Genomic DNA, 20,601 nt, shown 5'->3' on the forward strand with positions numbered 1-20,601 from the left:
GTTCGCGTTATCTATGCGAGCATGAGCCTGCATATCCCCTTTGATAACTCCTTCGCGCGCCTGCCGGGTGCCTTTTTCAGTGCCCAGGCGCCGCAGCCGGTCACCGCACCAAGGTTGATTGCCTTCAACGCCGATCTGGCCCGACTGATGGGTATCGCGTTGGGCGAGGTGGAGGAGATGGCGCAGGTCTTCGCCGGCAACGCGATCCCTGAGGGGGCGGAGCCCTTGGCGCAGCTTTATTCCGGGCATCAGTTCGGTCAGTACAACCCGCAGCTGGGCGATGGTCGCGCGGTGCTGCTGGGCGAGGTCGTGGGCCTCGACGGGCAACGGCGCGACATTCAGCTCAAGGGCGCGGGGCGCACCGCCTGGTCGCGCGGCGGCGATGGTCGTGCCTGGCTGGGTCCGGTCTTGCGCGAATATGTGGTCTCCGAGGCGATGCACGCGCTCGGCATCCCCACCACCCGGGCGTTGGCGGCGGTGGAGACCGGCGAGCCGGTCTATCGCGATCGCGCCTTGCCCGGGGCGGTCCTGACCCGGGTGGCGGCCAGCCATCTGCGCGTCGGCACCTTCCAGGTCTTTGCGGCGCGCGGCGATCTTGCCAGCCTCGAACGGCTCACCGATTACGCCATCGCCCGCCATTATCCCGAGGCGCAGGGGCCAATGGGCCTATTGCGGGCGGTGTGCACGGCGCAGGCACGGCTGGTGGCGCAGTGGCTGTCGGTCGGTTTCATCCACGGGGTGATGAACACCGACAATTGCGCCATCTCGGGCGAGACGATCGATTATGGTCCTTGTGCCTTTCTCGACAGCTATCATCCGCAGACGGTCTACAGCTCGATCGACCGCTATGGCCGCTATGCCTATGATCGGCAGGCGGATATCGTGGTCTGGAACATGGCGCAATTCGCCACCGCGCTGATCCAGCAGATGGAGGATCGCGAGGCCGCGGTGGAGGAGGCAACGGAGATCGTCCATGCCATGCCCGGTCAGATTGAAGCGCAGCGGCTCGAACGTTTCGGCGCCAAGCTGGCGCTGGCAGATGCGCGTGAGGGCGATGCCGAACTGCTTAGCGATCTGCTGGACTGTATGGCGGAAAATCAGGCCGATTTCACCAATACTTTCCGCGCCCTTGGCACGTTGCAGGCGCGCGATCAGTTCACCGATCCGATGGCCTTCGACAGTTGGGAGGCCGGTTGGCGCGCCCGTCGCGCTGGCCAGCCGGACCCTATGCCGCTGATTGCCGCGGCTAACCCTGCCTTCATTCCGCGCAACCACCGGATGGAACAGATGATCGAGGACGCCGTCGCTGGCGATTACAGGCTCTTCGAACGGCTCACTCAAGTGCTGGCGCACCCCTATGACGATCAACCCGAGGCCGCCGATCTCAAGCGCCCGCCGCTGCCCAGCGAAGTGGTGCAGGCCACCTTTTGCGGCACTTGATCGTGGTTCGGCCTTTTTCTGGCCGGAAATATCCTCGGGGGTGAGGGGCCGTGGGCCCCGAGGGGGCAGAAAGCCCCCTTACGCCCCGGGTCGGGCCGGCATGCGGTTGATCAGTACGATCCCCGCCGCCACCAGCGCCAGTGCGCCCCAGATGCCGGGGCCGACCTGCTCGCCCAGCAGAAGCCATCCGAGTGCGACCGAGAAGACCGGCGACAGGAAGCTGAAGGAGGCGACCGAGGAGGCGCGGTAGATTGACAGCAGGTGCAGCCAGAACACGAAGCCCAGCCCCATGACGAGGATGCCCTGGAACAGCAGGCCCGCCACATGGGCCAGATGCGGTTCACGCCAGAGATCGCCGAACAGCGGCGCCAGCCCCAGCATGACCGGGGCGGAAATCACCGCCTGGAAGAACAGCTGAACCGAAGGCTGGACCGTGCTCAGCGGGGTGACCCGGGTCAGCAGTGCCACGGTTGCCCAGCCAAGTGCGCCGGCGAGCGCCAGCAGATCACCCCAAAGGCTTGCCGACCCGCCACTGCGGTCGAGCATCGCCAATGCCACGCCGGCCATGGCCAGCGCCATGCCGACCAGCCGCGCGCCGCTCAGTTTCTCGCCCGGCAGCCACAGATGCGCCGCCAGCCCCAGCCAGACCGGCATCGAATAGAAGATCACTGAGGCGCGCGATACCGTGGTCAGATCGAGCGCGATGAAAAGCGCGATGAACTGGAAGGTGAAGATCAGCCCGCTGACACTGGCCCAGGCCAGGGTGGCGGGGGTCATCCGCAGGCTGATGCCTCGCGCTCGGATCCAGATCAGCAGCACGATGGCGGCCAGGGCCGAGCGGAGCCCGGCCTGGAACACCGGCGCGATCCCCGTGGCGGTCAGCTTGATCACCACCTGATTGAAGGACAGAAGCAGCGCGAACCCCGTCAGGGTCGCCGCCCCGAACAAGTCGATTGCGCGTTTCTCTACCATGAGCGCCAAAGGATGCTGTGTGCATGCATTTGTCAAGAACATGTAAATCGGCGCCTTTTCGCTCCGGGGGTTGCGCCGCGCTGCGGCATGGGCACAATTGCCGCATGAAATTCCGGAACTCCTCGGTATGACCGATCCCGCCCGCCTGCGTCTTGCCAGCTACAACATCCAGAAATGCGTCGGCCTCGATCTGCGCCGACAGCCGCGGCGTACCCTACAGGTGGTCGACCGGCTGGGTGCCGATATCGTGGCGCTGCAGGAGGCCGACAAGCGGCTGCCGCCGCGCCCGGCCGCCCTGCCGCATTTCGTGCTGGAGGAGGCAGGGTGGCAGATCGCCGATCTGGGCGGTGCCGGTTCGCTTGGCTGGCATGGCAACGCGGTGATCTGGCGCGGTAGGGCACTGGCGCTTACGGGCATGGGGCACCTGCCGCTGCCCGGGCTCGAGCCGCGTGGCGCGGTCTGGGCCAGTTTCGACACTCCGATCGGGCCGCTGCGGGTGGTGGGCATGCATCTCGGGCTGGTGGGCAGCTATCGCTATCGCCAGGTGCGGCAGGTGGCGCAGCACTGCGCCCGGTTGACGCCTATGCCCACGGTCTGGGCCGGGGATTTCAACGAATGGTCGATGCGCCCGGTGCTCGATCCGCTGGCGCCGCAGATGCGGTTTCTGCCGCCACGGCCCAGTTTTCCGGCGCTGCGCCCGCTCGGACCGTTGGACCGGATCGCGCTGGGGCCGGGGCTCAGGGTTGCGGCGCATGGGGTGTTCGAGGAACAGCCGGCGCAGATTGCATCGGATCACTTGCCGATCTGGGCCGACCTGATGCGCGATTAGGGGCGCGGATCAGTCTTTCGGTTTTGTCACCGGTACGCCGTAAAGCTCCATCCGGTGGCCGTGCAGCTCATATCCCAGTCGGGCGGCGATCCTGGCTTGCAGCTCCTCGATCTCGGGATCGGTGAATTCCACCACGGCACCGCTTTCGAGGTCGATCAGATGGCCGTGGTGGTGGCGTTCGGCGTCCTCGTATCGCGCACGCCCGTCGCCGAATTCGCGGCGCTCCAGGATGCCCGCCTCTTCGAACAGCTTCACGGTGCGATAGACCGTGGCGATCGAGATGCCCGGGTCCAGCGCATTGGCGCGGGCATGCAATTCCTCGGCGTCGGGATGATCTTCGCTTGCTTCCAGCGCCCGTGCGATGGTGCGGCGCTGCCCGGTCATGCGCAGCCCCTTGGCTTCGCAGCGGGAAAGGATGGTTTCGGGCATTGGCTGGTTCCTGGCTGATCCCCGTCGCTCTAGGTCTCAGGGTTTAGCCTGTGTTTCTCGTGCAGGCCACCGGCTTTTGCGCCAGCGATGGTTGACATTTTCGCTGCATGGGTCCATCTCGCACTCATGGTGCCGTCTTCTGCCGCGTGAGCAGATGACACAGAGGAGCGGAGCGATATCCGCCCGGCCGGGTCCCGAGGGGCCGGCTTCAGACATCCCGGGACGGTGCCAGGCGTTCCCAAAATCACGCGTGGGGCCAAAGCGTAGGCCGGTTCCTTGGCATGTGGCCAGGGGGCAGAGGTCCGCGCCCCACCCGCGTCGCCCGTGGAAGGCGGCAAAGACAGGGTTCACGCAAGGCGGGGCCCGAAAGGACGAGATTTGAACCAATTCGAAATGATGGGCCTGCCGGCTCACCTGCTGACACGTCTGGCTGCGATGGGCCTGAGCGAACCGACCCCGATCCAGAGCCGGGCGATCCCGCTGGCTCTGGAAGGTCGCGACGTGATGGGGCTGGCGCAGACCGGCACCGGCAAGACCGCCGCCTTCGGCCTGCCGCTGGTGGCCAAGATGCTGGAATATGGCCGCAAGCCGGCCCGCTATACCGCACGCGCGCTGGTGCTGGCACCGACGCGGGAACTGGCCAACCAGATCAGTGAAACCCTGCGCGCCCTTGTCGACGGCACGCCGCTTAAGGTGGGGTATGTGGTCGGCGGCCAGTCGATCAACGCACAGATGAAGCGCCTGGAGCGCGGCACCGATATTCTGGTGGCGACGCCGGGGCGGCTGATCGACCTGCTGGACCGCAATGCGGTGACGTTGGAGGATTGCGATTTCCTGGTGCTGGACGAAGCCGACCAGATGCTGGATCTGGGCTTTATCCACGCGCTGCGCAAGATCGCGGCCCTGCTGCCCTCCGAGCGGCAGACGCTGCTGTTCTCGGCCACCATGCCGAAGCAGATGAACGAGATCGCCCAAAGCTATCTGCAGAACCCCACGCGGGTCGAGGTGACGCCGCCGGGCAAGGCCGCCGACAAGATCACCCAATCGGTGCATTTCATCGCCAAGGCGGCCAAGACCGATCTGTTGATTGAACTCCTGGACGGTCACAAGGACGATCTGGCGCTGGTCTTCGCCCGCACCAAGCACGGTTCCGACCGGCTGATGAAGGCGCTGGACCGTGCCGGTTTCGCCACAGCGGCGATCCATGGCAACAAGAGCCAGGGCCAGCGTGACCGGGCGCTGGCCGCCTTCAAGTCCGGGGAAATCCGGGTGCTGGTGGCCACCGATGTGGCGGCGCGTGGGCTCGATATCCCCGACGTGAAGCATGTCTATAACTACGAGCTGCCGAATGTGCCGGATTCCTATGTCCACCGGATTGGTCGGACCGCACGGGCCGGCAAGGATGGCGCCGCGATCGCGTTTTGCGCGCCCGACGAGATGGACGAGCTGAAGGCGATCCAGAAGGTCATGAAAATGACTATTCCGGTGGCCTCCGGGCGCCCGTGGGAGGTTCTGCCCGATCCGACCAAGAGCGGCGGGCGGCCCGGTGGTCGTGGCGGCAATGGCGGCGCTGGAAAACCCGGTGCAGGTGGCCCGCGCCGGCGGCGTCGGGGCCCCCCGCGCAGCGGTGGACGCGGCGCGCCGAAGGCGGCCTGATCGGATCGCATCCGGGCTCGGTTTCGGCCCGCCTGCCTGCTGGCTGACAGCGGCGGCGGCTGTGATCGGGAGGCCCGGAACACCCGTATTGAAAACATGCAGAGGCGTCCGCGTTGGCGGGCGCCTTTGCGCATAGGGGCTTGCGTTTCTTCGCAATATATCTGACTAAAGTCAGGTATATCAGCCGGAGAGAGCCCATGTTGTCGGATCCGATCGCCCGCATTCGCCGTTTCCATCGTGCCGTGACCTCGGAGGTCGGCGTTCTCGATGCATCCTTCCTGGGGCGGGGGCGCCCGCTGGGCCCGGCGCGGGTTCTGAATGCGATCGGCAGCGGTCGGAGGGATATTCGTGACATCCGTGCCTATCTTGGGCTGGATTCGGGGCTGATGAGCCGGCTGTTGCGCAGCCTCGAGGCCGAGGGGCTGATCGAGATCGAGGGCAATGCCTCTGACAGCCGGCGGCGCAGTGCGCGGCTGACCGGGGCCGGGGCCCTCGAATATGCTGCCTATGAGGCGCTCTCGGATGCGCAGGCGGCTGAGATTCTGGATAAGCATCAGGCGCGAGAACGTTTGCTGGCGGCGATGGACCTGATCGCCACGACCCTGGGGCGGGACCGCATCGTGATCGAGGAGGCGCGCCCGGGAGACCCACGTTCGCAATCTTGTCTGAGCGCCTATTACGGGGAATTGGCGGCGCGTTTCGAGCGGGGGTTCGATGTTTCGCTTTCAGCCGACCCCGAGGCCCGCGACATGGAGCGCCCGCGTGGCAGTTTCCTGCTGGCGGTGTCGGATGGGCTGCCGGTCGGTTGCGTCGGGCTCAAGGGGACTGACAAGGGTTATGCCGAGGTCAAGCGGCTGTGGATCGCACCGGCAGCGCGGGGGCTGGGGCTGTCGCGGCGGTTGATGGAGGAACTGGAGCGCATCGCGATCGAGCTGGGCTATGACCGCCTGCGCCTGGATACCAACAGTGCGCTGCCCGAGGCCGTGGGCCTGTATCGTAACAGCGGCTGGACGGAAATCGCGCGGTTCAACGACGATCCCTATCCGGATCTGTTCTTTGAACGGATCATTGCAGGGGCCGGGGCTAGGACCGGGGCCAGTACCGGGGTGGGGGCCGAACCGGCCGCGGGCTGAGCTCGGAGAGGCCGAGGACGGGGGCGGGCGGTTCAGGCCGCGCCGCTCCGTCGCAGCGACAGCGGAATGAGCAGGCTCAGGATCAGCAATCTGAGGATATGACAGGCGGCGATGAAACCGGGGTTCGCCCCCATCGCCGCACCGAGCGCCACCATCGTTTCCAGGCCGCCGGGGGCGAAACCGGTCAGCACATGTGGCGCCGGCATGGCCAGCACCAGGGCGACCGGCATGGCGGCAAGGGCGGAGACGCCGACGCTGATCAGGGTGATCGCCAATCCCGCCAGGCCGGCCTGGCGCAATTGCGACAGGCTCATGCCGGAAAAGCGGGTGCCGATCAGCGTGCCCATGGCTAGAAAGGCCGGCATCAGCAGCCAGCCGGGCAGGGTGCCTGTGGTCAGTCCGCTGACATGGCCAAGCGCCGAGGCCACCATCGGCCCCAGCAAAAGGGGCGCCGGCAGGCGCAGCCGCCGGGCTCCCAACCCCAGAGCGAGACCCGCCGCTGCCAACCCCAGCAGTTGCGGCAAGGGCATCGCCGCGCCGGGGGGCATCACGCCCGGGGCCATGGTGATGCCCATCGCCAGGGCGACGAAGGGCACGCTCAGGGTAAGGGCCAGCAGACGCACCGATTGCACCACCGCGATGCGTGGCAGGTCGCCGCCGGTATCCGCGGCTGCGGCCAGCGCGAAGCTCAGGTGACCGGGCGCCGAGGCCAGCGCGGCGCTGAGCGTGTCGAACGCGAAAAGCCGCGTCAGCACCAGCCGCCCGAGGCTCATGATGATCAACAGCGCCACTGCCAGCGCGGCGAAAGCCAGCGGCCAGCGCAGCAGCGCGCTGCCTGCCTCTGCGGTAAAGCCGCTTCCGACGCCCATGCCCAGCACCACGAAACAAACCTGCATCAGCGGTTGCGACAGGCGCATGCGCAGCCCGGCGATGGCCGCCGCCGTCACCGTCAGCGCCGGGCCGATCAGCAGCGCGGCAGGCACCGAGGCGGCATAGGCCAGCGCCGCCCCCAAGGCGCCGATGCCCAGGGTGCGCAGGTTCATCCAGATCAGGCGGAGCGGGAGAATGTTTGTCATGAGTGCTGACCTATCACTCCGCGCGGCGGGCAACAATTGCGCGATTGATCGGTCGTTTGGGGCTGGGTCTGCAGCGTCCCCGTTCGAGGGATGCCTCAGATGTCGTCGTTTCCCGCCACCCGGTTGCCGGTGAACTGTCGGGCCCCCGCGACCGGGCGCAGCCAGGATTCGCGGCGGCTGACCCAAAGCTCATAGCTCGGGACAAAGCGGTCGGGCGTGTCGAGCGCCCCCAGATGCACCTCGATCTCATCATCGCTTGTCGAAAAGACCGAAGAGCCGCAGCGGGGGCAGAAGAACCGGCCCTGGTAGTGTCGCGGGCTGCCGGTGATCGCGACCGCTGCGCGTGGAAAGACGGCGGCGGCGTAAAACACCGCGCCGTGATGTTTGCGGCAGGCCAGGCAATGACAGATCCCGACCCGGCGCGGCGGGCCGCTCAGCGTGATCTGAATGTCGCCGCACAGGCAGCCACCCGTGATACCCGTCATTTGGTGATCCCCCTGTTTGGCGATCAGTCTAGCCGGTACCGCCGCTTCGGCAATAGGGCTGAGGCGCCGTCCCCTGGTGGCCTTGGCGCGGCCCTTCGGGACGGGCGCCGATTTACCAGCCCGCTTGCGGCGGCTGGGGAATTGGGCCATTGCGGGGCGGTCATATGTCCCTGATGGCGGAACCTTTCCCGATGGAGAACCTGCGCGGTGCCGTTCTGATGACGGTTGCGATGCTCGGCTTTGCAGTCGAGGATGTGCTGATCAAGCTGCTTGCCGATCGTCTGCCGGGTTGGGAGATCATGTTGTTCCTGGGGGCAGGGGCGGCAACGATCTTTGCGGTCTTGACCCGCGCCTCGGGCCGGAGGCTGTGGACCCGCGGCTATCTGCGCCGACCGGTCTTGATCCGCAACGGCGGCGAATTGGTCAGTTCCTTCTCGATGATCATGGCATTGGCGCTGGCGCCGTTGTCGGTGGCCTCGGCGATTCTGCAGGCCAATCCGCTGCTGGTGACCCTGGGGGCGGCCATCTTTCTTGGCGAACCCGTCGGCTGGCGCCGCTGGGGGGCCATCCTCGTCGGGTTCGTCGGCGTGCTGCTGGTGGTCCAGCCGGGCGGTGCCGGTTTCGAGGCGCCGGCGCTGTTCGCGGTGGCCGCCGCCATCAGCCTGGCAGTGCGCGATCTTGCGACTAGAGTCATCGCGCGCGAGACGACATCGTTTCAGGTCAGTTTCCTGGCCTTCGCGCTGCAGGTGCCCTCGGCGCTGATCCTGTCGACGGTCATGGCCGAGCCCTTCGTGCGCCCGGACATGGCCGACGGGCTGAAACTGGTCGGTGTGGTCGCGCTGGGGGCGGTTTCCTACCATGCGCTGGTGTCTGCGATGCGGGCAGGAGAGGTATCATTCGTCACCCCGTTCCGCTACACCCGCATTCTGTTCGCGCTCGGTTTTGCCTTCGTGGTGTTTTCCGAACGCCCCAACGGCCTGATGCTGTTCGGTACGGGTATCATTGTCGCTTCCGGCATCTATACCCTCTGGCGTGAGCGCAAACATCGGCTCAAGGCCTGACAGCCCCCTTTTCCTGCGGCTTTCAGACGGTTATGAGGCAGGCAATCAATTCATCGGGGTGTATCACATGAGCACGATTATCGACATTCACGCGCGCGAAATTCTCGACAGCCGGGGCAATCCGACCGTCGAGGTCGACGTGATCCTGGAAGACGGCACCATGGGCCGTGCCGCCGTGCCCTCGGGCGCCTCGACCGGTGCCTATGAGGCGGTGGAAAAGCGTGACGGCGACAAGTCGCGTTACATGGGCAAGGGCGTGCTCGAGGCCGTCGCCGCCGTCAACGGCGAGATCGCCGAAGAGCTTCTGGGCTTTGACGCGCTGGAGCAGGTCGGCATCGACCAGGTGATGATCGAGCTGGACGGCACCGACAACAAGGGCCGTCTGGGCGCCAATGCCATCCTCGGCGTGTCGCTGGCGGTGGCCAAGGCGGCGGCGGATTTCACCTCGCAACCGCTCTACCGCTATGTCGGCGGCACCTCGGCCCGCGTCCTGCCGGTGCCGATGATGAACATCATCAACGGCGGCGAACATGCCGACAACCCGATCGACATCCAGGAATTCATGATCATGCCGGTGGCGGCGGAGAACATCCGTGATGCCGTGCGCATGGGCTCCGAAGTCTTCCATACCCTGAAAAAGGAACTGTCGGCTGCGGGCATGTCCACCGGTCTGGGCGACGAGGGCGGCTTTGCCCCGGCGCTGGCCTCGACCCGCGACGCGCTGGATTTCGTGCTGAAGTCGATCGAAAAGGCCGGCTACAAGCCGGGCGAGGATATCTATCTGGCGCTGGACTGTGCCTCGACCGAATATTTCGAGGGCGGCAAATACAATATGAAGGGCGAGGGCAAGATCCTCACCTCCGAGGAAAACGTCGCCTATCTGGCCGATCTGGTCGCCAACTATCCGATCATTTCGATCGAGGATGGCTGTGCCGAAGATGACTGGGACGGCTGGAAGATCCTGACCGACACGCTGGGCGGCAAGGTGCAACTGGTCGGTGACGACCTGTTTGTGACCAACCCCGCGCGTCTGGCCGAAGGCATCAAGAAGGGCGTCGCCAACTCGATGCTGGTCAAGGTGAATCAGATCGGGTCGCTGACCGAGACGCTGCAGGCGGTCGAAATGGCCCATCGCGCGCGCTATACCAACGTGATGTCGCACCGTTCCGGCGAGACCGAGGATGCCACCATCGCCGACCTCGCCGTCGCCACCAACTGCGGCCAGATCAAGACCGGTTCGCTGGCGCGGTCGGACCGGCTGGCGAAATACAACCAGCTGATCCGCATCGAGGAAATGCTGGGCGATGTGGCCGAATACGCTGGCCGCTCGATCCTGAAGGCCTAAGGCGATGAATGGTTTCCCCGAATATCAGTTGTTCGGGGAGGCCGCGAGCTCTGCCGAAAAGAAGAGAGCGGTGCGTGAAAGCGCGCCGCTTTTTGCTGCCGGCACCTCGGAGCAGGTGATCCGCAGTTATCTGAACCTGGTCATCCTCGGTCCCGCCTGTCGCTGGGGTTTCCTGTCGATCGGCAAGACGGGGTCCAGCAGCACCCTGCGCGCGCTCTATGAGATGGAGTTCGGCCACCCGCTGACGGTGCGCTATGCCTCGCCTATCGACATCAACCCCTCTGCCGTGATCCATCAGCTCTCTGACGCCGGCGTTTTCGCCCGGGCGCTGGATCGCGGGATGTCGGCGGTGGAGGTCCGCGACGCCGACATGCTGCGCCTGATGGTGGTGCGCGATCCGCTGGCGCGCGCGGTCTCCGCTTACCGGTATTTCTGTCGCTCGAATGCCGAGGCCGCGCCCTGGTTCGTGCGTGATCGGCTCAGGATCGACGCTGCGGTCGGGTTCGACTGGACCCATATGCCGGGCACCGTCGAGGGGTTCCGCCGCTTCCTGCGCTATATCGAGCTCGAGATCGAGCTCTCGGGTGCCCCAGCGCTCGATTCGCACTGGCGGCCGCAAACAGCCTTTGCCCCGACTGATGTCTGGGTCCCGGGGCTGATTGGCCGGATGGAGGCGATGGATGACTTCTATGCCGAATTGGCCGGGCGCCTGGACAAACCGGCACCGTCCCGCATCCCGCGCGAAAACCGTCAGGACGGCAATGCGGAGGATTTGATGAGCGACAGCGATGCCCGCCGCATGGTCGAGGCGATCTATCGCGCCGATTACGTGACCTTCGGGTATTAAGGGGGCGCCTTGCGCCCGGAAGGCCGGTGTTTGCCGCCCCCTCGGAACCGGGGCGAATGTGGTCTGCGCTGACGATCTCTAAAGCTTGCGCGTCATCACCCGGGTGCCGTCCTCTTCGCGGAAACGGGCGCGGGCGAACAGATCGCGGGTGCGGTCCGAGGTCGGTCCCAGATGCAGGTGGATCGCCTTGACGCCGGCCTGGGCCAGGGCGCGGGGCAGGCTGCCCAGCACCTCGGTCGCGATGCCGCGGCCGCGCACCGGGGGGCGAATGTACAGCTCTTCCACCCGCGCCTCCATGCCGGCCAGCGGCAGCGACCAGCCGAAGCTGAGCACGATATAGCCCAAGGGCGCCCGCGCCGGCCCGATCAGATAGATCGCCCCCTGCGGCATGCCGTCCAGCAGCGGCTGCATCCCGGCGCAGCGCTCGTCGTCGCTGCGCTCGAGGCCGAGTTCGTGGTGACAGGCAGAGGACAGCGTCAGAAGCCGGTCCAGATCTTCTGGGCGCGCCAGATGCAGGGCGGTGGTCACAGCCGGGCCAGCCTTTCCGTGAGAAGGGTGAAGAAACCATCGGCATCGACATCGCCGATGAACAGCGCATTGGGCTCGCGCCCGCTGACCCGCCACCAGTCGGCCACTGTCATCCCCAGGGTAAGGGAAGACTGGGTCTCGATCTCGACATTGATGAAGCGGCCGGTGAACAGATCGGGCCGGATCAGATAGGCGATCACGCAAGGATCGTGCAGCGGCGCGCCGAGGCTTCCGTATTTCTCCTTGTCGAAACGTTCGAAGAAATCGGTCATCTCGGCCACCGCCTGGCCCGCCGGGGTTCCCAGCCCGCGAAAGGCATCGTTGCGTGGCTTGGTCACCAGCGCCTTATGGGTGACGTCTAGCGGCATCATCACGATGGGCGCGCCGGATTTGAACACGATTTCAGCGGCTTCTGGGTCGACATAGATGTTGAATTCTGCCGTTGGCGTGATGTTTCCCACCTCGAAATAGGCGCCGCCCATCAATACGACCTCACGCAGCCGGGGGATGATGTCGGGGGCGTCGCGGAAGGCGGTGGCGATATTGGTCAGGGGCCCCAGCGGGCAGAGGGTGACGCTGCCTTCGGGTTCGCGGCGCAGGGTTTCAATGATGAAATCCACGCCATGTTCGGGGCGCAGCTCCATCGTCGGCGCTGGCAGCGTCGGGCCGTCGAGCCCGGTCTTGCCATGCACATGTTCGGCGGTGATCAGCGGCCGTGACAGCGGTTCATCGCAGCCCGCATAGACCGCCATGTCGGGCCGCCCGGCCAGTTCGCAGACGATGCGCGCGTTCCGGGCGGTCAGCGGCAGCGGTACGTTGCCGGCGACCGCGGTGATCCCCAGCACCTCGATCTCCTCGGGGCTGGCCAGCGCCAACAGGATGGCGACAGCGTCGTCCTGGCCTGGATCGGTGTCGATGATGATCTTGCGCAAGCTCATGCCGCCCTCTTGGTTTCCCGCGAAAGTCGCAGGGCGCGGGGGCAATGTCCAGCGGCCTGCATGCGGTCGGCGGCGGATCGCGCCCCGGCGGGGCGCGGCCTCCGGCGGCCGTATTTGTCATGAGAAGAAGCCAGGCGGGCGCCCGGTCAGCCGCGGTCCTTCTCCAGCGCCTTCACCTCGTCCCAAAGCGCGTCCATCTCGGTCAGGTCACTGTCTTGCGGACGTTTTCCTCGGACTGCAAGTTTATCCTCCACCCCCTTGAAGCGGCGGGTGAATTTGGCATTGGCTCGGCGCAGGGCAGCCTCGGGTTCGACGCCCAGGTGACGGCCCAGATTGACCATGACGAAGAGAAGATCGCCGAATTCCTCTTCGATCTCATCGGCGCCGAGGCTGTCGCGCGCCTCGGTCAGTTCGTTGGCCTCTTCGGCGATCTTGGCCAGGACGTCCTCGGCATCGGGCCAGTCGAAGCCGACGCGGGCGGCGCGTTTCTGCAGTTTGTAGGCGCGCAACAGTGCCGGCAGATTGGCGGTCAGCCCGTCGAGCGCGCCTTTCTGTTCCTTGCCTGCGCGTTCGGTTGCCTTGATCGCTTCCCAATCGGCGGTCTGCTGCTCGGCGCTCTTGTCGCGGCTCTCCTCGCCGAAGACATGCGGGTGGCGCGCGATCATCTTGTCCGAGATCGCCCTGACCACGCTGTCGAAGCTGAACAGCCCGGCTTCTTCGGCCATCTGGGTGTGATAGACGGTCTGGAACATCAGATCGCCCAATTCGCCCTCGAGCTCGTCCCAGGCCCGGCGTTCGATCGCATCGGCGACTTCATAGCCTTCCTCGATGGTATAGGGGGCGATCGAAGCAAAGTCCTGCTCCAGATCCCAGGGGCAGCCGGTTTCGGGATCGCGCAGCCGCCGCATGATCTGGCGCAGTCGGGCGATGCCCTCGGGGATATCGAAGATCGGGTCCTGTTCGGGCATTGCTCTGGCTCCTCATCCGGTGTCAGATGCATCAATTCCGGATGAGGCCGAAGGAGTCCAGCCCACCATGCCCGTGGTCAACCGTATTGCCGACTATGCCGAGGAGATGACCGCATGGCGCCGGCATCTTCACCAGATCCCAGAACTGGGGTTCGATTGCCCCGAAACCGCGGCCTTCATCGCCGCGCGGTTGCGGGACTTTGGGGTGGATGAGATCCACGAGGGGATCGCCAAGACCGGCATTGTCGCGATCATCGAGGGCAGGGGTCAGGGGCCGACCATCGGGCTCAGGGCCGATTTCGATGCGCTGCCGATCCCTGAGGCGACCGGGGCGGACTATGCCTCGACCCACCCGGGCAAGATGCACGCCTGTGGTCATGACGGCCATACCACCATGCTGCTTGGCGCCGCCAAATATCTGGCCGAGACGCGCAATTTCTCTGGCCGTGTGGCGCTGATCTTCCAGCCGGCGGAAGAGGATGGCGGCGGTGCGGGCGTGATGGTCGAGGAAGGCATGCTCGACCGGTTCGACATCACCCAGGTCTACGCGCTGCATAATGCGCCGGGCTTCGTGGCGGGGGGCTTTTATACCACGCCCGGGGCCTTGATGGCGGCGGTCGATCAGTTCCATGTCCATATCAAGGGCGTCGGCGGCCATGGCGCCATGCCGCAGGAGACCCGCGATCCGGTTGTCGCGGCGATCTCGATCGCGCAGGCGTTCCAGACCATCGTCAGCCGCAACAATTGTGCGCTGGACGATCTGGTGATCTCGGTCACGCAGATCCATGCCGGCACCACCGATAACGTGATCCCGGAAACGGCCTATCTGAACGGCACCGTGCGGACCTTCGATCCTCGGGTGCAGCGGATGGTGATGCGGCGGATGCAGGCCATCGTCGAGGGCCAGGCGCTGAGTTTCGAGGTCAAGGCTAAGCTGGATTACGAGGTCGGCTATCCCGCCACTATCAACGACGCCGACAAGACCGGTTTCGCCGTCGAGGTGGCCGAGGAGATCTCCGGCAAGGACCGGGTTCTTGGCGATGTCGGCCGCGAGATGGGGGCGGAGGATTTCGCCTATATGCTGGAAAAGCGCCCCGGTGCCTATCTGTTCATCGGCCAGGGCGAGACGGCGGGGCTGCACCAGCCCGATTACGATTTCAACGACGATATCGCGCCGGTGGGCGCATCCTTTTTCGCGCGGCTGGTCGAACGGGCCCAGCCGGTGGCGAAATAGGATCAAGACAGGGGAGATGCCTGAATGGCGATGAGTGATGTGGAAAACGAGATCGACGCCGGGTTCACCCGCGAGGATCTGCGTGGCATCAATCTGGAGGCGGCCTATGCTGGCGCGCCCTCGTTTCTGAAGCGGCGCTATACTAAGGATCTGAGCGGGGCGCAGATCGCGGTGACGGGCGTACCCTTCGATCTGGCGGTGTCGAACCGGCCCGGCACCCGCCTGGGCCCGCGCGGCATTCGCGAGGCATCGAGCTTTCAGCCCTATGACGAGCCCTATGGCTGGCCATTTAGGGCGCTGAGCGATCTGGCCATCGTCGATTACGGGGATTTGGCCTATGATTACGCCAATATCCCGGCCTTTCCGCCGGCGCTGACCGCCCATATCGCCAAGATCCTCGCCGCCGGGGTGGCGCCGGTGACACTGGGGGGGGATCATTACATCACCTATCCGATCCTCAAGGCCTTTGCCGAGAAATACGGGCCGATGTCACTGGTGCAGTTCGATGCCCATACGGACACCTGGGCCGATGACGATCCGGCCCGGATCGACCATGGCACCATGTTCTACAAGGCGGTGAAGGAGGGGATCGTCGATCCCACGCGCTCGGTCCAGGTCGGCATCCGCACCTACAATGACGATACGCTGGGGGTAAATATCATCGACGCGGCTGAGGTGCATGAGATCGGCCCGCAGGCGGTGCTCGAGAAGGTGCGCGGTATTATCAGCGATTATCCCACCTATCTGACCTTCGATATCGACTGTCTTGACCCGGCTTTCGCTCCTGGAACCGGCACGCCGGTCTGGGGGGGCTTGAGTTCGGCGCAGGCCGCGGCCATCCTGCGAGGGTTGGGAGGGATCAATATCAAGGGGGGCGATGTTGTGGAGGTATCGCCGCCTTTCGACCCCAGTGGCATCACTTCGGTCGCCGGTGCCCATGTGGCGACCGCGATCATTTGTCTGCTGGGCTGGACCATGCTCATGTGAGTAGGATGCGAGGGAGGAGGGGCCGGTCGCTCAGGCCGGCCCCAGAGACTTAGCCAGCCGAAAGAGGAGGGACAATGGGGCGCATCGCGATGCTCATCTGGATAGTGCTGCTGCTGGTGGTGATCGCGTTGGGGTATATCCGTCTGGCACCCAGTGATCCGGCGGTCTGGCATCGGGCACCGGAGGTGCGGGGGAATGTCGATCTGGCCGGCGGTGTCACGCGGCAGGTCGAGGTTGGCCCTGACGGTCTGGCCCGGCTGGATCGGATCATCCGCGCCACGCCGCGCACCCGGGTTCTGGCCGGCACCGTGCCAGAGGGGATGGTGACTTACATCACCCGGTCCATGGTCTTCGGGTTTCCCGATTACACCACGGTGCAGCAGGCCGGTAACGCGCTGGAGATCTTCGCCCGGCTGCGCTTTGGCCGGTCAGATCTTGGCGTGAACCGCGCCCGGGTCGATCAATGGCTGCAGGCGTTGCATAAGACCGGATGACAGGCAGCCTGGGTTGACCTCGCGCCACATTGGCACGTTCAGCGACATCTGGCATTGTGCCATGAACATCCGCCCGTCGACCCGCAGGCAGATGATCTCTCCCAGCTCCACCCGACTGCCCGAACCGTCGGTGCAATAGCAATCCTGCACCTTGCCGCCAGGGCCGATGACATCGGCGGCGGCGATCTGGGGCAGGGCGGTGCCCAGGGCAAGGATCAGGCCGTGAAAGCGCATGAGGTTGTCGTCTCCCGCAGGGAGGATAACACAGCACGGCTCTTGACCAAAGCGCCGGGATGGAGGACACCGCGCCAATGGTTCCCGAAGAACGACTAGAGCAGATCCGACAGAGGTTTCAGTACCTCGAAGCCGCGATGGCAGAGGCCAGCGGCAGCGATATCGCCACGCTTGCCCGCGAATATTCCGACCTGAAGCCGGTGGTCGAACAGATCGAGGGCTGGCGCGGCCTGCGTGCCGATCTGGCCGAGGCCGAGGCGATGCTGGCCGACCCCGACATGCGCGAGCTGGCGGAAGAGGAAATCCCGGCATTGAAGGCGCGGCTGCCTGACGCCGAACATGCGCTGGAGCTGGCGCTGTTGCCCAAGGACGAGGCCGACAGCCGTCCCGCCGTTCTGGAAATCCGTCCCGGTACCGGCGGCGACGAGGCAGCGCTTTTCGCCGGCGACCTGCTGCGCATGTATCAGCGCTATGCCGAGGCACGGGGCTGGCGCTGGGAGGTGATCGAGCTGCAGGAAACCGAGCTTGGCGGCGTCAAGGAGGCGGTCGTGCGCATCGGCGGCGACAATGTCTTTGCCCGGCTGAAATACGAATCCGGTGTGCACCGGGTGCAGCGGGTTCCCAGCACGGAAAGCGGTGGGCGTATCCATACCTCGGCCGCCACCGTCGCGGTGCTGCCCGAGGCGCAGGATGTCGATGTGAAGATTGACCCCAACGATATCCGCATCGACACCATGCGCAGCTCGGGCGCCGGGGGGCAGCACGTCAACACCACCGATTCCGCCGTGCGGATCACCCATATGCCCTCGGGCATCGTGGTGACCTCATCCGAGAAGTCGCAGCACAGGAACCGTGAGATCGCCATGCAGGTGCTGCGCACCCGGCTGTTCGATCTGGAGCGGCAGAAGGTGCATGACGCCCGCTCAGAGGCGCGCAAATCCCAGGTTGGATCGGGCGATCGCAGCGAACGCATCCGCACCTATAACTTCCCGCAGGGCCGGATGACCGATCACCGTATCAATCTGACGCTCTACAAGCTCGATCAGGTGATGCAGGGCGATCTGGACGAGGTGATCGACGCGCTGACCGCCGATGATCAGGCCCGCATGCTTGCGGAGATGGGGCAATGACCGGGGCGCTGACTGCCGCGCAGGCGATGGCCGCTGCCGCTGCCCGTCTGCGCGCCGCTGGGGTCGATAATCCGGCGCGCGATGCCCGGGTGCTGCTGGCCCATGCCGCACGGATCGAAGCGGCGCGGGTCACCCTGATCGCGCCCGAGGAACTGGAGCATGATGTCGCCGAACGCTATGAGCAGCTGATCGCGCTGCGCGCCATCCGGGTGCCGGTGTCGCATCTGCTGGGGGAGCGTGAATTCTATGGCCGCCGTTTCAAGGTGTCCTCGGACGTGCTCGACCCGCGCCCTGAGACCGAGACACTGGTCGAGGCGGCGTTGGCCGAGCCTTTCGAGCGGGTGCTCGATCTCGGGGTCGGCTCCGGCTGTATCCTGGTGACGCTGCTGGCGGAGCGGACCGATGCCTGCGGGCTGGGCGTCGATCTCTCCGAGGCCGCCTGCCTGCAGGCCAGCGCCAATGCGGTGCTGCACCGGGTCGAGGCGCGGGCGGATATTCGCCAGTCCGACTGGTTCGGCGCGGTCGATGGCCAATTCGATCTGATCGTCTCGAACCCGCCCTATATCGCGCTGGAGGAGATGGCAGGCCTGTCCGAGGAGGTGCGCGGGCACGAACCGCATCTGGCGCTGACCGATGGTGGTGACGGGCTGGGCGCTTATCGGCACATCGCCGCCGGTGTGGCGGCGCATCTGGCCCCGAAAGGCCGGCTGATCGTCGAAATCGGACCGACCCAGGCGCAGGCGGTCTGCGACGTTTTCGCACAGGTCGGCTTTGAGGACCTGGTGGTGGTGCCGGATCTCGATGGGCGGGATCGGGTGATTTGCGCCCGGTTGCGCTAACATCCGGGGGGACCGGCAACAGATCGCCGGAGCGGCTGAAAAAATGTCATTTTTTTCTTACTTCCTCTTGTCTGAGCCGTCAGGACATGTTTACTCAAGACCGTTGCTCTGGCCGAGGCACAAGCTGCTTCCCGGCAACGCCAAGCCCGAAAAGTCGACGATCCGGTCCATTCAACTGAGCGCATGAGGCGCGGTCCGGATTATAACGGCACGAATACAAGGCTGACGTTAGGTATATGAGATCGTCTAAATCCCGTTCGCGGTCGAAGTCGAACCGCAACCGTCCTTCTGGTGGCAATGTCGTCAATCGCGTTTTTGACAGTTCAGGCCCCGAGGGGAAGGTGCGCGGCACGCCGCAGCAGATCATCGACAAATACAACCAGCTTGCCCGTGATGCGCAACTGGGCAATGACCGCGTGGCGGCCGAGAATTTTCAGCAGCATGCCGAACATTATCTGCGTCTGCTGAGCGAGGCTCAGCGCGAACAGGATCAACGCCGCGAGGAGCAGGAGCGGCAGAACCGCGAACGCCAGGCCGAGCGGGATCGCGACCGGGCCGAACGTCAGGAGCGGGAGGGCAACAGCCCCGCCGGGTCTGAAACGGTCGCTGAACAGCCTGCGACGCCGCCGGTGAACGCGCCGCAGCCTGATCTGCTGGGTCTGGAGCCGATTGACATCGGCAGCGGCGAGGAAAGCGGCCTGGTGGAAACCCCGGAAGACAAGCCCAAGAAGGCGTCGAGCCCGCGCAAGCCGCGCTCGACCGGCGCGTCGAGCCGGTCGAAAAGCAGCGCCAAGCCCAAGGATGAACCGGCAGGGGAAGAGGCGGCAGAGAAACCTGCGCCCAAGTCCTCCACATCGCGCAGCCGCAAGCCTGCGGCCAAGAAGGTGGCTGAAGCCGATACCGCCGATGCCGCGCCTGCCAGCGGCGGTGAAGGACCTTCGGAAGCCGCCGAATAGGCGCCGCTTCTACTCGGAAATGCAATGAGGAAAAGGCCGAAGCATTTGCTTCGGCCTTGTTCTTTTTTGGGTCAGCCCTGTTGCAGGGCGCGGGCGAGGGCACAGAATTGTTCCAGCCCGATCTGTTCGGCCCTTTCTGTCGGCGCGATCCCGACCGAGATCAGGCGATCCTCGATATCCGGTGCAAGACCCTTCAGCGCGGCGCGCAGCATCTTGCGGCGCTGGTTGAAGGCGGCGGCGACCACTCGTGACAGCACCGCTGCATCGGCGGGATAGCGCGGCTCGGGCAGGGCTTCGAGATGCACCACCGCGCTGGAGATCTTGGGGGGCGGGGTAAAGGCTTCCGGCGGCAGGCTCAGGACGATCCGGGCGTTGGCGCGCCATTGCGCCAGAATCGCCAGCCGGCCATAGGCCTTGGAGCCGGGGCGGGCGACGATTCGTTCGGCCACTTCGCGCTGGAACATCAGCGTCAGGCTCTGCCAGAACGGCGGCCAGTCCTTCGGCGTCAACCAGCGCACCAGCAGCTCGGTGCCGATGTTATAGGGCAGGTTGGCCGCGACCCGGATCGGAGGCGTCAGATGTGCCAGCGGATCGACCTCGAGTGCATCCCCGTTGATCACCTGCAGCCGGCCCGGATAGGCGGCGGCGATTTCCTCCAGCGCCGGCAGGCAACGCTCGTCCTTCTCGATCGCCAGCACCCGGCGGGCGCCCTCCGCCAGCAGCCCGCGGGTCAGCCCGCCGGGGCCAGGGCCGATTTCCAGCACGTCGCAGTGGCTCAGATCGCCGGCCTGGCGGGCGATTTTCGCGGTCAGGTTCAGGTCGAGCAGGAAGTTCTGCCCGAGTGCCTTCTTGGCGGATAGCCCGTGATCGGCGATCACCTGGCGCAGCGGCGGGAGGCTGTCGATAGCGCTCATGTCTTTTTCTGGCTCCAAATATCCCCGCCGGAGGCGAGAATTCCGATTCCGGCGCCGAAAGATTTCATGCCTCCGGCGGGGATATTTCCGGCCAGAAAAAGGCCGC

22 protein-coding genes are annotated in these 20,601 nt (G+C 65.5%); 13 read left to right on the forward strand and 9 right to left on the reverse strand.

Going from position 1 to position 20,601, the window contains the following annotated elements; genetic code table 11:
• Nucleotides 1-21 precede the first annotated feature (21 nt).
• A complete protein-coding gene (locus G455_RS0101545) occupies nt 22-1,440 on the forward strand; it encodes a protein adenylyltransferase SelO (protein ID WP_028092060.1) in 1,419 nt (472 codons plus the stop codon).
• Nucleotides 1,441-1,518: 78 nt separating this feature from the next.
• On the opposite strand, the gene G455_RS0101550 is transcribed toward G455_RS0101545, so the two are convergent.
• Nucleotides 1,519-2,412 carry a DMT family transporter gene (locus G455_RS0101550; protein WP_028092061.1) on the reverse strand — a complete coding sequence of 298 codons (894 nt, stop codon included), beginning with the start codon at nt 2,410-2,412 and terminating at the stop codon, nt 1,519-1,521.
• Between the two features lie 127 nt (nt 2,413-2,539).
• Between G455_RS0101550 and G455_RS0101555 the strand changes: the two genes are divergently transcribed.
• Nucleotides 2,540-3,241, forward strand: a complete 702-nt coding sequence (locus G455_RS0101555) for an endonuclease/exonuclease/phosphatase family protein (protein WP_028092062.1) — start codon at nt 2,540-2,542, stop codon at nt 3,239-3,241.
• A 9-nt stretch (nt 3,242-3,250) separates the two neighbouring features.
• Here the strand turns inward: G455_RS0101555 and G455_RS0101560 are convergent, their stop codons facing one another.
• A complete protein-coding gene (locus G455_RS0101560; RefSeq protein ID WP_028092063.1) occupies nt 3,251-3,670 on the reverse strand; it encodes a Fur family transcriptional regulator in 420 nt (139 codons plus the stop codon).
• 378 nt (nt 3,671-4,048) lie between these two features.
• Here G455_RS0101560 and G455_RS23080 point away from each other — a divergent pair, with 378 nt between their 5' ends.
• Nucleotides 4,049-5,326 (forward strand): DEAD/DEAH box helicase, encoded by a 1,278-nt coding sequence (locus G455_RS23080; RefSeq protein ID WP_035365895.1) that lies wholly within the window; start codon nt 4,049-4,051, stop codon nt 5,324-5,326.
• A gap of 197 nt (nt 5,327-5,523) precedes the next feature.
• Nucleotides 5,524-6,459, forward strand: a complete 936-nt coding sequence (locus G455_RS23085) for a bifunctional helix-turn-helix transcriptional regulator/GNAT family N-acetyltransferase (RefSeq protein ID WP_051312090.1) — start codon at nt 5,524-5,526, stop codon at nt 6,457-6,459.
• Nucleotides 6,460-6,491: 32 nt separating this feature from the next.
• Here the strand turns inward: G455_RS23085 and G455_RS0101575 are convergent, their stop codons facing one another.
• Both G455_RS0101575 and G455_RS0101580 read right to left on the reverse strand, forming a co-directional pair.
• Nucleotides 6,492-7,535 carry an AbrB family transcriptional regulator gene (locus G455_RS0101575; RefSeq protein ID WP_051312091.1) on the reverse strand — a complete coding sequence of 348 codons (1,044 nt, stop codon included), beginning with the start codon at nt 7,533-7,535 and terminating at the stop codon, nt 6,492-6,494.
• 95 nt (nt 7,536-7,630) lie between these two features.
• The gene (locus G455_RS0101580) at nt 7,631-8,020 is read right to left on the reverse strand and encodes a GFA family protein (RefSeq protein WP_028092065.1); all 390 of its coding nucleotides are present in this window, start codon (nt 8,018-8,020) and stop codon (nt 7,631-7,633) included.
• A gap of 164 nt (nt 8,021-8,184) precedes the next feature.
• On the opposite strand from G455_RS0101580, the gene G455_RS0101585 reads away from it, so the two are divergent.
• From G455_RS0101585 to G455_RS0101595, 3 genes are all read left to right on the forward strand, one after another.
• Nucleotides 8,185-9,081, forward strand: coding sequence for a DMT family transporter (locus G455_RS0101585; RefSeq protein ID WP_229861700.1), 897 nt, complete (start codon nt 8,185-8,187; stop codon nt 9,079-9,081).
• A gap of 67 nt (nt 9,082-9,148) precedes the next feature.
• Entirely contained in the window at nt 9,149-10,426 is a 1,278-nt protein-coding gene (gene eno, locus G455_RS0101590) for a phosphopyruvate hydratase (RefSeq protein WP_028092067.1), read from the forward strand.
• A gap of 4 nt (nt 10,427-10,430) precedes the next feature.
• A complete protein-coding gene (locus tag G455_RS0101595; protein ID WP_028092068.1) occupies nt 10,431-11,273 on the forward strand; it encodes a sulfotransferase family 2 domain-containing protein in 843 nt (280 codons plus the stop codon).
• 78 nt (nt 11,274-11,351) lie between these two features.
• Here the strand turns inward: G455_RS0101595 and G455_RS0101600 are convergent, their stop codons facing one another.
• The 3 genes from G455_RS0101600 to mazG all read right to left on the reverse strand — a co-directional run bounded on the left by G455_RS0101600 (nt 11,352) and on the right by mazG (nt 13,707).
• Complete coding sequence (locus G455_RS0101600) at nt 11,352-11,801, reverse strand: GNAT family N-acetyltransferase (RefSeq protein ID WP_028092069.1); 450 nt, start codon at nt 11,799-11,801, stop codon at nt 11,352-11,354.
• Complete coding sequence (locus G455_RS0101605) at nt 11,798-12,739, reverse strand: nucleoside hydrolase (protein WP_028092070.1); 942 nt, start codon at nt 12,737-12,739, stop codon at nt 11,798-11,800. The genes G455_RS0101600 and G455_RS0101605 overlap by 4 nt, the downstream gene beginning before the upstream one ends.
• A gap of 146 nt (nt 12,740-12,885) precedes the next feature.
• A complete protein-coding gene (gene mazG, locus G455_RS0101610; protein WP_028092071.1) occupies nt 12,886-13,707 on the reverse strand; it encodes a nucleoside triphosphate pyrophosphohydrolase in 822 nt (273 codons plus the stop codon).
• Nucleotides 13,708-13,774: 67 nt separating this feature from the next.
• On the opposite strand from mazG, the gene G455_RS0101615 reads away from it, so the two are divergent.
• The 3 genes from G455_RS0101615 to G455_RS0101625 all read left to right on the forward strand — a co-directional run bounded on the left by G455_RS0101615 (nt 13,775) and on the right by G455_RS0101625 (nt 16,422).
• Nucleotides 13,775-14,941: a M20 aminoacylase family protein gene (locus G455_RS0101615; RefSeq protein ID WP_028092072.1), complete on the forward strand. Its 1,167-nt coding sequence runs from the start codon at nt 13,775-13,777 to the stop codon at nt 14,939-14,941.
• Between the two features lie 24 nt (nt 14,942-14,965).
• Nucleotides 14,966-15,928, forward strand: coding sequence for an agmatinase (gene speB / locus G455_RS0101620; protein WP_028092073.1), 963 nt, complete (start codon nt 14,966-14,968; stop codon nt 15,926-15,928).
• 89 nt (nt 15,929-16,017) lie between these two features.
• Nucleotides 16,018-16,422, forward strand: a complete 405-nt coding sequence (locus G455_RS0101625; protein WP_229861701.1) for a DUF1499 domain-containing protein — start codon at nt 16,018-16,020, stop codon at nt 16,420-16,422.
• Here the strand turns inward: G455_RS0101625 and G455_RS25855 are convergent.
• The gene (locus G455_RS25855; RefSeq protein WP_084436955.1) at nt 16,357-16,656 is read right to left on the reverse strand and encodes a hypothetical protein; all 300 of its coding nucleotides are present in this window, start codon (nt 16,654-16,656) and stop codon (nt 16,357-16,359) included. The genes G455_RS0101625 and G455_RS25855 overlap by 66 nt on opposite strands.
• A gap of 77 nt (nt 16,657-16,733) precedes the next feature.
• Here G455_RS25855 and prfA point away from each other — a divergent pair, with 77 nt between their 5' ends.
• From prfA to G455_RS0101640, 3 genes are all read left to right on the forward strand, one after another.
• A complete protein-coding gene (gene prfA, locus G455_RS0101630) occupies nt 16,734-17,786 on the forward strand; it encodes a peptide chain release factor 1 (RefSeq protein ID WP_028092075.1) in 1,053 nt (350 codons plus the stop codon).
• Nucleotides 17,783-18,625: a peptide chain release factor N(5)-glutamine methyltransferase gene (gene prmC / locus G455_RS0101635; protein WP_028092076.1), complete on the forward strand. Its 843-nt coding sequence runs from the start codon at nt 17,783-17,785 to the stop codon at nt 18,623-18,625. Before prfA ends, prmC begins: the two co-directional genes overlap by 4 nt.
• Before the next feature lie 236 nt (nt 18,626-18,861).
• Nucleotides 18,862-19,581: a DUF4167 domain-containing protein gene (locus tag G455_RS0101640; protein WP_028092077.1), complete on the forward strand. Its 720-nt coding sequence runs from the start codon at nt 18,862-18,864 to the stop codon at nt 19,579-19,581.
• A gap of 71 nt (nt 19,582-19,652) precedes the next feature.
• Here G455_RS0101640 and rsmA read toward each other — a convergent pair whose 3' ends face one another.
• Nucleotides 19,653-20,495 carry a 16S rRNA (adenine(1518)-N(6)/adenine(1519)-N(6))-dimethyltransferase RsmA gene (gene rsmA, locus G455_RS0101645; RefSeq protein WP_028092078.1) on the reverse strand — a complete coding sequence of 281 codons (843 nt, stop codon included), beginning with the start codon at nt 20,493-20,495 and terminating at the stop codon, nt 19,653-19,655.
• Between the last annotated feature and the right edge of the window lie 106 nt (nt 20,496-20,601).

Origin of the sequence: Pseudodonghicola xiamenensis DSM 18339, assembly GCF_000429365.1 — a bacterium.
Taxonomy (GTDB): domain Bacteria; phylum Pseudomonadota; class Alphaproteobacteria; order Rhodobacterales; family Rhodobacteraceae; genus Pseudodonghicola; species Pseudodonghicola xiamenensis.

What these genes read in the sequence shown, in the direction of transcription:
- G455_RS0101545 (WP_028092060.1), top strand. Translation starts at nt 22, where the DNA reads ATGAGCCTGCATATCCCCTTTGATAACTCCTTCGCGCGCCTGCCGGGT.
- G455_RS0101550 (WP_028092061.1), bottom strand. Translation starts at nt 2,412, where the DNA reads ATGGTAGAGAAACGCGCAATCGACTTGTTCGGGGCGGCGACCCTGACG.
- G455_RS0101555 (WP_028092062.1), top strand. Translation starts at nt 2,540, where the DNA reads ATGACCGATCCCGCCCGCCTGCGTCTTGCCAGCTACAACATCCAGAAA.
- G455_RS0101560 (WP_028092063.1), bottom strand. Translation starts at nt 3,670, where the DNA reads ATGCCCGAAACCATCCTTTCCCGCTGCGAAGCCAAGGGGCTGCGCATG.
- G455_RS23085 (WP_051312090.1), top strand. Translation starts at nt 5,524, where the DNA reads ATGTTGTCGGATCCGATCGCCCGCATTCGCCGTTTCCATCGTGCCGTG.
- G455_RS0101575 (WP_051312091.1), bottom strand. Translation starts at nt 7,535, where the DNA reads ATGACAAACATTCTCCCGCTCCGCCTGATCTGGATGAACCTGCGCACC.
- G455_RS0101580 (WP_028092065.1), bottom strand. Translation starts at nt 8,020, where the DNA reads ATGACGGGTATCACGGGTGGCTGCCTGTGCGGCGACATTCAGATCACG.
- G455_RS0101585 (WP_229861700.1), top strand. Translation starts at nt 8,185, where the DNA reads ATGTCCCTGATGGCGGAACCTTTCCCGATGGAGAACCTGCGCGGTGCC.
- eno (WP_028092067.1), top strand. Translation starts at nt 9,149, where the DNA reads ATGAGCACGATTATCGACATTCACGCGCGCGAAATTCTCGACAGCCGG.
- G455_RS0101595 (WP_028092068.1), top strand. Translation starts at nt 10,431, where the DNA reads ATGAATGGTTTCCCCGAATATCAGTTGTTCGGGGAGGCCGCGAGCTCT.
- G455_RS0101605 (WP_028092070.1), bottom strand. Translation starts at nt 12,739, where the DNA reads ATGAGCTTGCGCAAGATCATCATCGACACCGATCCAGGCCAGGACGAC.
- mazG (WP_028092071.1), bottom strand. Translation starts at nt 13,707, where the DNA reads ATGCCCGAACAGGACCCGATCTTCGATATCCCCGAGGGCATCGCCCGA.
- G455_RS0101615 (WP_028092072.1), top strand. Translation starts at nt 13,775, where the DNA reads ATGCCCGTGGTCAACCGTATTGCCGACTATGCCGAGGAGATGACCGCA.
- speB (WP_028092073.1), top strand. Translation starts at nt 14,966, where the DNA reads ATGGCGATGAGTGATGTGGAAAACGAGATCGACGCCGGGTTCACCCGC.
- G455_RS0101625 (WP_229861701.1), top strand. Translation starts at nt 16,018, where the DNA reads ATGCTCATCTGGATAGTGCTGCTGCTGGTGGTGATCGCGTTGGGGTAT.
- G455_RS25855 (WP_084436955.1), bottom strand. Translation starts at nt 16,656, where the DNA reads ATGCGCTTTCACGGCCTGATCCTTGCCCTGGGCACCGCCCTGCCCCAG.
- prfA (WP_028092075.1), top strand. Translation starts at nt 16,734, where the DNA reads ATGGTTCCCGAAGAACGACTAGAGCAGATCCGACAGAGGTTTCAGTAC.
- prmC (WP_028092076.1), top strand. Translation starts at nt 17,783, where the DNA reads ATGACCGGGGCGCTGACTGCCGCGCAGGCGATGGCCGCTGCCGCTGCC.
- G455_RS0101640 (WP_028092077.1), top strand. Translation starts at nt 18,862, where the DNA reads ATGAGATCGTCTAAATCCCGTTCGCGGTCGAAGTCGAACCGCAACCGT.
- rsmA (WP_028092078.1), bottom strand. Translation starts at nt 20,495, where the DNA reads ATGAGCGCTATCGACAGCCTCCCGCCGCTGCGCCAGGTGATCGCCGAT.